The sequence below is a fragment of the Opitutia bacterium genome (assembly GCA_016217545.1).
Classification (GTDB): domain Bacteria; phylum Verrucomicrobiota; class Verrucomicrobiia; order Opitutales; family Opitutaceae; genus Didemnitutus.
This window is the reverse complement of record JACRHT010000009.1, coordinates 58,861-67,000: the sequence shown is the minus strand read 5'-3', so window position 1 is coordinate 67,000 and position 8,140 is coordinate 58,861. Positions and strand designations below refer to the sequence as shown.

General features: G+C 67.6%; 8 protein-coding genes. 7 read left to right on the top strand and 1 reads right to left on the bottom strand.

Going from position 1 to position 8,140, the window contains the following annotated elements; genetic code table 11:
- The 7 genes from HZA32_05645 to rfaD form a co-directional block, all read left to right on the top strand.
- Window positions 1-234, top strand: a 234-nt coding sequence (locus HZA32_05645; protein ID MBI5423550.1) for an IS110 family transposase, incomplete at its 5' end; no start/stop codon positions are given.
- A gap of 84 nt (window positions 235-318) precedes the next feature.
- Window positions 319-1,044: an ABC transporter ATP-binding protein gene (locus tag HZA32_05640; protein MBI5423549.1), complete on the top strand. Its 726-nt coding sequence runs from the start codon at window positions 319-321 to the stop codon at window positions 1,042-1,044.
- A 51-nt stretch (window positions 1,045-1,095) separates the two neighbouring features.
- Complete coding sequence (locus HZA32_05635; protein MBI5423548.1) at window positions 1,096-3,462, top strand: FtsX-like permease family protein; 2,367 nt, start codon at window positions 1,096-1,098, stop codon at window positions 3,460-3,462.
- Between the two features lie 145 nt (window positions 3,463-3,607).
- Window positions 3,608-4,819 (top strand): HlyD family efflux transporter periplasmic adaptor subunit, encoded by a 1,212-nt coding sequence (locus HZA32_05630; protein MBI5423547.1) that lies wholly within the window; start codon window positions 3,608-3,610, stop codon window positions 4,817-4,819.
- A 77-nt stretch (window positions 4,820-4,896) separates the two neighbouring features.
- Window positions 4,897-5,313 carry a hypothetical protein gene (locus tag HZA32_05625; GenBank protein ID MBI5423546.1) on the top strand — a complete coding sequence of 139 codons (417 nt, stop codon included), beginning with the start codon at window positions 4,897-4,899 and terminating at the stop codon, window positions 5,311-5,313.
- A gap of 115 nt (window positions 5,314-5,428) precedes the next feature.
- Window positions 5,429-6,235, top strand: a complete 807-nt coding sequence (gene proC, locus HZA32_05620) for a pyrroline-5-carboxylate reductase (protein ID MBI5423545.1) — start codon at window positions 5,429-5,431, stop codon at window positions 6,233-6,235.
- A gap of 144 nt (window positions 6,236-6,379) precedes the next feature.
- Complete coding sequence (gene rfaD / locus HZA32_05615) at window positions 6,380-7,381, top strand: ADP-glyceromanno-heptose 6-epimerase (protein MBI5423544.1); 1,002 nt, start codon at window positions 6,380-6,382, stop codon at window positions 7,379-7,381.
- Between the two features lie 19 nt (window positions 7,382-7,400).
- Here the strand turns inward: rfaD and HZA32_05610 are convergent, their stop codons facing one another.
- Window positions 7,401-8,078, bottom strand: a complete 678-nt coding sequence (locus HZA32_05610) for a hypothetical protein (GenBank protein MBI5423543.1) — start codon at window positions 8,076-8,078, stop codon at window positions 7,401-7,403.
- Between the last annotated feature and the right edge of the window lie 62 nt (window positions 8,079-8,140).

The following is an 8,140-nucleotide window of genomic DNA, read 5'->3' as shown; positions in this document are numbered from 1 at the left end:
GACGCCGAGGACGCCCGCATGCTCGCCCGGCTCGGCCGCGCCGATCCCGCGTTGCTCAGCCCGATCAAGCACCGCAGCGAACAAGGCCAGCGCGCGCTCTTGCGCCTCAAGGTCCGCGAAGCCCTCGTGCGCTCCCGCGTCGCCCCGACCTCCGCCAGCACGGGAGCGCCACGAATTTCGCGCCGACTGACGAACGAACGAGCCACAACCCGCCACTCGCTGGCGCGATATTAGAGACGGCGACGTTAGCCGATAAGCCGTCGGGTTTCGCGCCCGCATCTTTGACTTCGCCCGGGCTCGACGCACCATGCACCACGCATGTCGCCCGCCGCCGCCCCTGCTGAACAAGTCTTCCACGTCCGCGGACTCACCAAGGTCTACGGCGAAGGCGCCGCGCAGGTCCGCGCCCTCGCCGGCGTCGACCTCGACCTGCGCGCCGGCGAACTGGTCGTCCTCCTCGGCCCGTCCGGCTCCGGCAAGACCACGCTCCTCAATCAGCTCGGCGGCCTCGACATCCCAACCTCCGGCGAACTCCGTTACCGCGACATCGATCTCACCCACGCCACCGAGGAGCGCCTCACCCTCTACCGCCGCGAGTCCGTCGGCTTCATTTTCCAGTTCTACAACCTCATCCCGAGCCTCACCGCCCGCGAGAACGTCGCGCTCATCACCGAAATCGCCACGCACCCGCTCGCGCCCGAGGTCGCGCTCGAGATGGTCGGCCTCGCCCCGCGCATGGACCACTTCCCCGCCCAGCTCTCCGGCGGTGAACAACAACGCGTCGCCATCGCCCGCGCGATCGCCAAGCGCCCCGAAGTCCTCCTTTGCGACGAGCCCACGGGCGCGCTCGACGTGAAAACCGGCATCGTCGTCCTCGAAGCGATCCAGCGCGTGAACCGCGAACTCGGCACTCTCACCGTCATCATCACCCACAACGCCGTGATGGCCGACATGGCCGACCGCGTGATCCATTTCATGGACGGCAAGGTCCAGAGCGAACACCGCAACGCCACCCGCGCCGAACCCTCCACGCTCCGCTGGTAACCCGCGCCCCACCCCGGCCTCTGGTCCTCTGTCCTCCGTTCTCCGTCCGCCGTGATCAGCCACCTCGACCGCAAGCTCCTCCGCGACCTGCGCCGCCTCAAAGGCCAGGCGACCGCGGTGACGCTGGTCATGGCCTGCGGCCTCGCGATGCTCATCATGGCGCGCAGCCTCATCGCCTCGCTCGACGGCACGCGCGCCGCCTATTACCAGACCAACCGCTTCGCCGAGATCTTCGCCTCGCTCAAGCGCGCCCCCAACTACCTCGCGTCGCGCATCGCCGCCATCCCCGGCGTCGCGTCCGTGCAGACCGACATCGCCGTCCAGGTTACGCTCGATCTGCCGGGCCTCGATGAACCCGCCAGCGGCCTCGTGCGCTCCGTGCCGGATCACACCGACACCGAACTCAACCGCCTTTTCCTCCGCCGCGGCCGCTGGCTCTCGCCCGGCGCGCGCGGCGAGGTGCTCGTGGGCGAGGCGTTCGCCGACGCCAACAAACTCCAGCCCGGCGACACGCTCGCGATGCTCCTCAACGGCCGCCGCCACGAGTTCCGCGTCGTCGGCATCGTCCTCTCGCCCGAATACATCTTCGAGTCGCGCCCCGGCGCCGCCCTCCCCGACAACCGCACCTACGGCATTTTCTGGATGCCCTACAAGGAGGTCGCGACCGCGTGGGACCTCTACGGCGCCTTCAACCGCGTCTCGCTCACGCTCGAGCCGGGCGCGCGCGAGTCCGCCGTCATCGCGGAACTCGACGCGCTCCTCAAACCCTACGGCGGCTTCGGCGCCTTCGGCCGCAAGGACCACCCATCGCACATCCGCGTCACCGACGAGATCCGCGTGCTCACGATCCTCTCGATCGGCTTCCCCGCCGTGTTTCTCAGCGTCGCCGCGTTCATGACCAACTCCGTCCTGACGCGCCTGCTCGCCCTGCAGCGCGAACAGATCGCCATCCTCAAGGCCTTCGGCTTCACCAACCGCCAGATCGTCGTGCACTACCTCAAATTCGCCGCCGTGATCGCCGTCGGCGGCGCCGTGCTCGGCACCCTCGGCGGCATCGGGCTCGGGAACAAGCTCGTGCACATGTATACGCTGTTCTTCCGCTTCCCGTCGCTCGAGTTCCAACTGGATCGCGACGCGGTCCTCGTCGCCGTGGCCGTGGGCGCCGGCGCCGTGGTGCTCGGCGTTTTCGGCGCCGTGCGCCGCGCCGCGAAACTGCCGCCCGCCGAAGCCATGCGGCCCGAACCACCGGCCAACTACCGCCCCTCGCTCCTCGAGCGCGCGGGCGTCGGCAAGTTCTTCGGCACCTCGTTCCGCATCGCCGTCCGCAACATCGAGCGCCGCCCCGTGCAGGCGCTGATGACCATCGCCGGACTCGCGCTCGCCACCGCGCTGTTGATCCTCCCCAACACCTTCAAGGCCGGCATCGCCGACGTGCTCGATTTCCAGTGGGACGTCGTGCAACGCCAGGACATCAATCTCGGCCTCGCCGAGCCGTCGAGCGGCCGCATCCTCCACGAATTCGAGCGCCTGCCCGGCGTCGTGAACGTCGAGCCCTCCCGCTCCGCCGCCGTGCGCATCCACTTCAACGGCCGCAGCCGCCAGATCGGCCTGCGCAGCCTCGAGGTCGGCGGCCAGCACAGCCGCGCCGTCGACGTGCACCAGCGCGAAATCGTCCCGCCGACCGAAGGCCTGATCGTCTCGGCCAAACTCGCGCAAGTGCTAGGCGCGCGTCCCGGCGACGAACTCATCGTCGAGGCGCTCGAGGGCAAGCGCCCGATTCGCGCCGTGAAACTCGTCGCTCTCGCCGAGGACTTCACCGGCATCGCCGCCTACATGGAACGCCACGCCGTGAACCGCTTCCTCGAGGAAGGCGACGTCGTCACCGGCGCCAGCATCACGCTCGATACCGCCCGCCGCGCCGATTTCCTGCGCGCCTTGAAAGGCATCCCGCGCGTCAGCTCCGTCGCGATCAAGGAATCGATGCGGCAGTCGTTCCGCGAGACCACCGCGCAAAGCATGGGCCTCATCCAAACGATCTACCTCACGTTCGCCGTCATCGTCGCCTTCGGCGTCATCTATAACAACGCCCGCATCTCGCTCGCCGAACGCGCGCGCGAACTCGCCACGCTGCGCGTCATCGGCCTCACGCAACGCGAGGTGGGCGCAATTATCGTCATCGAACTCGCGCTGCTGGCCCTGTTCGCGTTGCCGCTCGGACTCGCGCTGGGCACCGGCCTCGCCACCGGCATCATCCAATCCGTGAACACCGAGACCGTGCGCCTGCCGCTCGTGTTCACCAGCTACACTTACACCTTCGCGATCGTGGTCGTGCTCGCCGCCTCCACGTTTTCCGCCTTCGTCGTCCTCCGTAAACTCAAGCAACTCGACTTGATCGGCGCACTGAAAGCCCCCGAGTGATCGACCATATGCCTCATGCCTTTCCCTCGTTCTCATTCTCGTAATCGTTCTCGTTCTCTTGGTTTGCGCCGCTGCGCTCCTTTGTTTGGCCGAGAGAACGAGAACGAGTAAGAGAACGAGAACGATTCAGATTTTTCATTTCCTCATGAACTCTCCGACTTCACCCTCTCCCGCTCCCGCCAAACGCCCCGCGCGCCGCTGGCTGCCCTACGTCATCGGCGTAGCAGTGCTCGCCCTGATCGCACTCGGCCTGCGCCCCAAGCCCGCGCCCGTCGAGACCGCGCGCGCCGCCTTCGGCCCGCTGCGCGCCACCGTCAGCGAAGAAGGCAAGACGCGCATCAAGCAGCGCTATGTCGTCGCCGCTCCGGTCACCGGCCAGCTGCGCCGCATCCCGTTCAAGCCCGGTGCCGAGATCGAGGCCAACGTCACCGTCGTCGCCACGATCGATCCCCTGTCCGCCTCGCCGCTCGACGCCCGCAACCGCGCGCTCGCCGAAGCTCGCCGCGACGCCGCGCGCAGCATGTTGGAAAAAAGCCGCACCGCGCACGAACTCGCCAAGAGCGAGCTGCGCCGCATCGAACAGATGTTCTCCGCCAAAACCGTCTCGCCGCAGGACCTCGAAAGCGCGCAGATGCGCGAGACCGCCGCGGCCCGCGAGGTCGCCTCCGCCGCCGGCGCGCTCGCCCAAGCCGACGCCGAACTCTCTGCCAACGCCGGCACGCCCGCATCCGCGCGCACCGCCCACTCGCCCATCGAGGTCCGCTCGCCCGTCAGCGGTCGCGTGCTCCATGTTTTCCAGGAAAGCGAGCGCGCCGTCACCACCGGCATGCCGCTCGTCGAAATCGGCGATCCCGCGGACCTCGAAGTCGTCGTCGAAATGCTCTCGCGCGACGGCGCCGCGATCCCGTCGGGCGCGACCGTGCTCCTCGATCAGTGGGGCGGCGCGACGCCGCTCGCCGGCCGGGTCCGCCTCGTCGAACCCGCCGCCTTCACCAAGATCTCCGCGCTCGGCGTCGAGGAGCAGCGCGTGAACGTCGTCGTCGACATCACGACCCCGCTCGAACAGCGCCGCTCGCTCGGCGACAATTTCCGCGTCGAGGCCCGCGTCATCGTGTGGGAGGACGCGCGCGTCTTGAAGGTGCCGTCGTCCGGCCTGTTTCGCCGCGGCAGCGATTGGGCGGCTTTCGTGCTCCGCGACGGCCGCGCGCAACTCGTCCCCGTGAAAGCCGGCCGCAGCTCCGGCGCCGAGACGCAAGTGGTCGACGGACTCAAGGAAGGCGACGAAGTCATCCTCTACCCCGGCGACCGCATCGCCGAGGGCCAGCGCGTCGTGCCGATGCAGGTCGCCGCAAAATAGTCGTCAACCCCGCCGCCTGCGCGGACGCGGGCAACAATTGGCTGGCGCGCGCACCCGCGCGAATCTTTATCGGAACCATGAATCTCGTCGACGCCCGCACCGCCGTTACCGCCGCGCTTGCGCGCATGAACGCCACCTACGGCGAAACCGTTTTCAACGAGTGGGTGCTCGTCTCGCTGCGCGCCGACCGCAACGCCATCCTCGCCTACGAGGGCCCGCGACCCGAGAAATACAAGCAGCACTTCACCCTCGATCTCGCCTCGATGCTGAAGGAACTGGCGGGCCAGAAGCTCGGCGTGGGCGACTTCGCCTTCGCCGCCGACGCCGCCGGCACGCACTACGACGCCTGCATCCGCCTCGGCGACAGCAGCTATCTCTTCTGCAACCACACCACGCGCACGATGACGCAGATCCGTCAGAGCCCGCACTGGCTCAACGCGCAGAAACACTGGGTGGAAATCAGCCAGAAATTCGCCGCCGATCCGCTCGAGTGACCACGTAGCGCAGGCGTCCCGCCTGCACGGATGGCGGGGAGCGTGCGGAACGCCACCGCGACCACTGACTCACGCCACGCTTGCCGGCCCGCACCGCGCGCGGCATCAACGCGCCGTGGCTCACACCCTCGCCTTCCTCGGCTCCGGCCGCCTCGGCTCCGCGATCATTCGCGGCCTCCTCGCGCAGAAAATCCACGCGCCCGCCTCCATCGCCTGCACGAGCAAATCCGGCGCTTCCGCCCAGAAACTCGCCGCCGAAACCGGCATCGCCTGCGAATCCGACCTCGCTCGCCTGCTCGGTCCCGCCGACATCGTCGTCGTCGCCTTCAAGCCGCAATCGCTCGCGACCGCCGACCCGCGCCTCGCTGAACTCACCGCCGGCAAACTCGTCATCTCGCTGCTGGCTGGCAAACGCATCGCGCGTCTCGCGCAGACCTTTCCGCACGCGCGCAACCTCGTGCGCACCATGCCGAACACTCCCGCCGCCATCGGCGCCGGCATCACCGCCTATTGCTCGCAAGCCCCGCTGACCGACGCCGACCGCGTCACCGTCGAGCGCATGCTCGGCGCGCTGGGCGAGTTCGTTGCGCTCGACGAGGAATACTTCGACGCCGTCACCGCCGTCGGCGGCAGCGGCCCGGGCTTCGTCTTCGAATTCATCGGCGCGCTCCGCGACGGCGGCATCGCCGCCGGCCTCCCGCCTGACGTCGCGCAACGCCTCGCCGCGCAAACCGCGCTCGGCTCGCTCAAACTTCTCGCCCACACCGGCGCGACGCCCGAAGCCCTGCGCGATCAGGTCGTCTCGCCCAACGGCACGACCTACGCCGGCCTGCAAGTGCTCGCCGGCGCCAAGTTCCGCGACCTGCTCCGCGCCACCGTCGCCGCCGCCGCCCGCCGTGCCGACGAGCTCTCGCGGGATTGAGCGTAGCGCAGGCTTCCAGCCTGCCACCAAACCGCTGCAGGCGCGACACCCGCGCCACCTCGCTCCCTCGCCGCGTTTTTCCGTCTGGCTTCCGTCCTCCCTCAGCTCTGGACTCCTCGCTCTAGACTCTAGACTTTTCCGCTCATGCCCTCCCCGCTCTCAGGTCGCATCCTCGTCACCGGCGGCGCCGGTTTCATCGGCAGCGCGCTCGTTTGGGCGCTGAACCAGCGCGGGATCACCGACATCGTCGTCACCGACGTCCTCGGCTCCGACGAAAAATGGAAGAACCTCGTGCCGCTGAAATTCGCGGACTACGTCGAGGCGGGCGATTTCCGCGCCCGTTTGGCGACCAACGACAAGGCCTTCGGGCGCTTCACCGCCGTCTTCCACCTCGGCGCGAACTCCGCCACCACCGAGCGGAACGCCTCGCACCTGATCGACAACAATTTCAACTACACCAAGGAGCTCGCCGCCTGGGCCCTCGCGCACGAGATACGCTTCATCTACGCCTCCTCCGCCGCCACCTACGGCGACGGCGAGCGCGGGATGGACGACAAGTCCGAGAATCTCGCCGTCCTGCGCCCACTCAACATGTATGGCTACTCGAAGCACCTCTTCGATCTCCATGCGCAGCGGCAAGGCTGGCTGAAGCGCATCGTCGGCGTGAAGTATTTCAACGTCTACGGCCCGAACGAAGACCACAAAGGCGACATGCGCTCGCTGGTGAACAAGGCCTTCGGCCAGATCACCGCCACCGGCAAGCTGAAGCTCTTCAAGAGCGAGCGGCCCGACTACAAGGACGGCGAGCAGAAGCGCGACTTCCTCTACGTGAAGGACGCCGTCGAGATGACGATCCACTTCGCCGAGAAAAAACCGACCGCCGCCGGCCTCTACAACCTCGGCTCCGGCGAGGCCAACACGTGGCTCGCACTCGCCCACGCCATCTTCTCGGGCATGGGCCGCAAACCCGACATCGAGTTCATCGACCTCCCGGAGAATCTCCGCGGCAAATACCAATACTTCACGCAGGCCGACACGTCGAAGCTCCGCGCCAGCGGCTACGACCGCCCGATGACTCCGCTCCGCGCCGCCGTGCACGATTACGTGCAGAATTATCTCACGCCGGCCAAGAAGCTCGGCGAGTAGCACCCGCGTCGCTCGGCGCTCAGTGGTTCAACCCAGCCGGCGCGGCCGGCGCCGCTGGCGCGCCCGCCGACTCGCTCTTGAACTCGACCGGCAGCAACGGCCATTTTTCCGGCACAGTGAACAGCTCCGGGGCCGCCGCGATGTTTGCCACCATGCGCGTCAGCACCATCAGGTAGATCGAACGCGTGCCGATCTTCGTCTCGATGCGATGCGGCTGGAGCGATCCGGCCACTTCGCGAAAATCGCCGAAGATCGTCTCGATCAACACGCGCTTGTCGTTCGCCGTGCGAAACACACCGCGCTTCACCATCTCGAACGTCTTCGCGTCGACCCAAACGAAAAAAACGTCCCCCTGGGCGCCCATCACGAGCAGCTTCTTCGCCGGACTGCCGTTGACCACCTCGTCGCCCGCGTAGTCGACCGAATTGCCTTTCGCGGCGAAATCGACGAGCGGCCCGTCGAAGTCGGCGTTCGTGATGAAATCCCGGCGCTCGCCGGGCGTCATGCGCATCGGACGACCGCCCTCGACTTCCGTGTGCTGGATCACCGGTTCGTGCCGGCCGTCGTAGATTTGAGTGACCTTGCGCGCGCCCATCGAGCTCTCGACCCGCAATCTGTTCGGCCGCTCCGACCACATCCGGATGTCGATGATTTCGCCGCCGATGAGTGTCTTGCCTTCGATGTAGAGCGACTTCACGTCGCGAAATTTCCCACCGCCGCGCGCCGCGTGCTTCCGGGCAATCTCGTGGCCGACCGGAT

Excerpts from the sequence above, each read along its gene's own strand:
- HZA32_05640 (MBI5423549.1), top strand. The coding sequence starts at position 319 with ATGTCGCCCGCCGCCGCCCCTGCTGAACAAGTCTTCCACGTCCGCGGA.
- HZA32_05630 (MBI5423547.1), top strand. The coding sequence starts at position 3,608 with ATGAACTCTCCGACTTCACCCTCTCCCGCTCCCGCCAAACGCCCCGCG.
- HZA32_05625 (MBI5423546.1), top strand. The coding sequence starts at position 4,897 with ATGAATCTCGTCGACGCCCGCACCGCCGTTACCGCCGCGCTTGCGCGC.
- rfaD (MBI5423544.1), top strand. The coding sequence starts at position 6,380 with ATGCCCTCCCCGCTCTCAGGTCGCATCCTCGTCACCGGCGGCGCCGGT.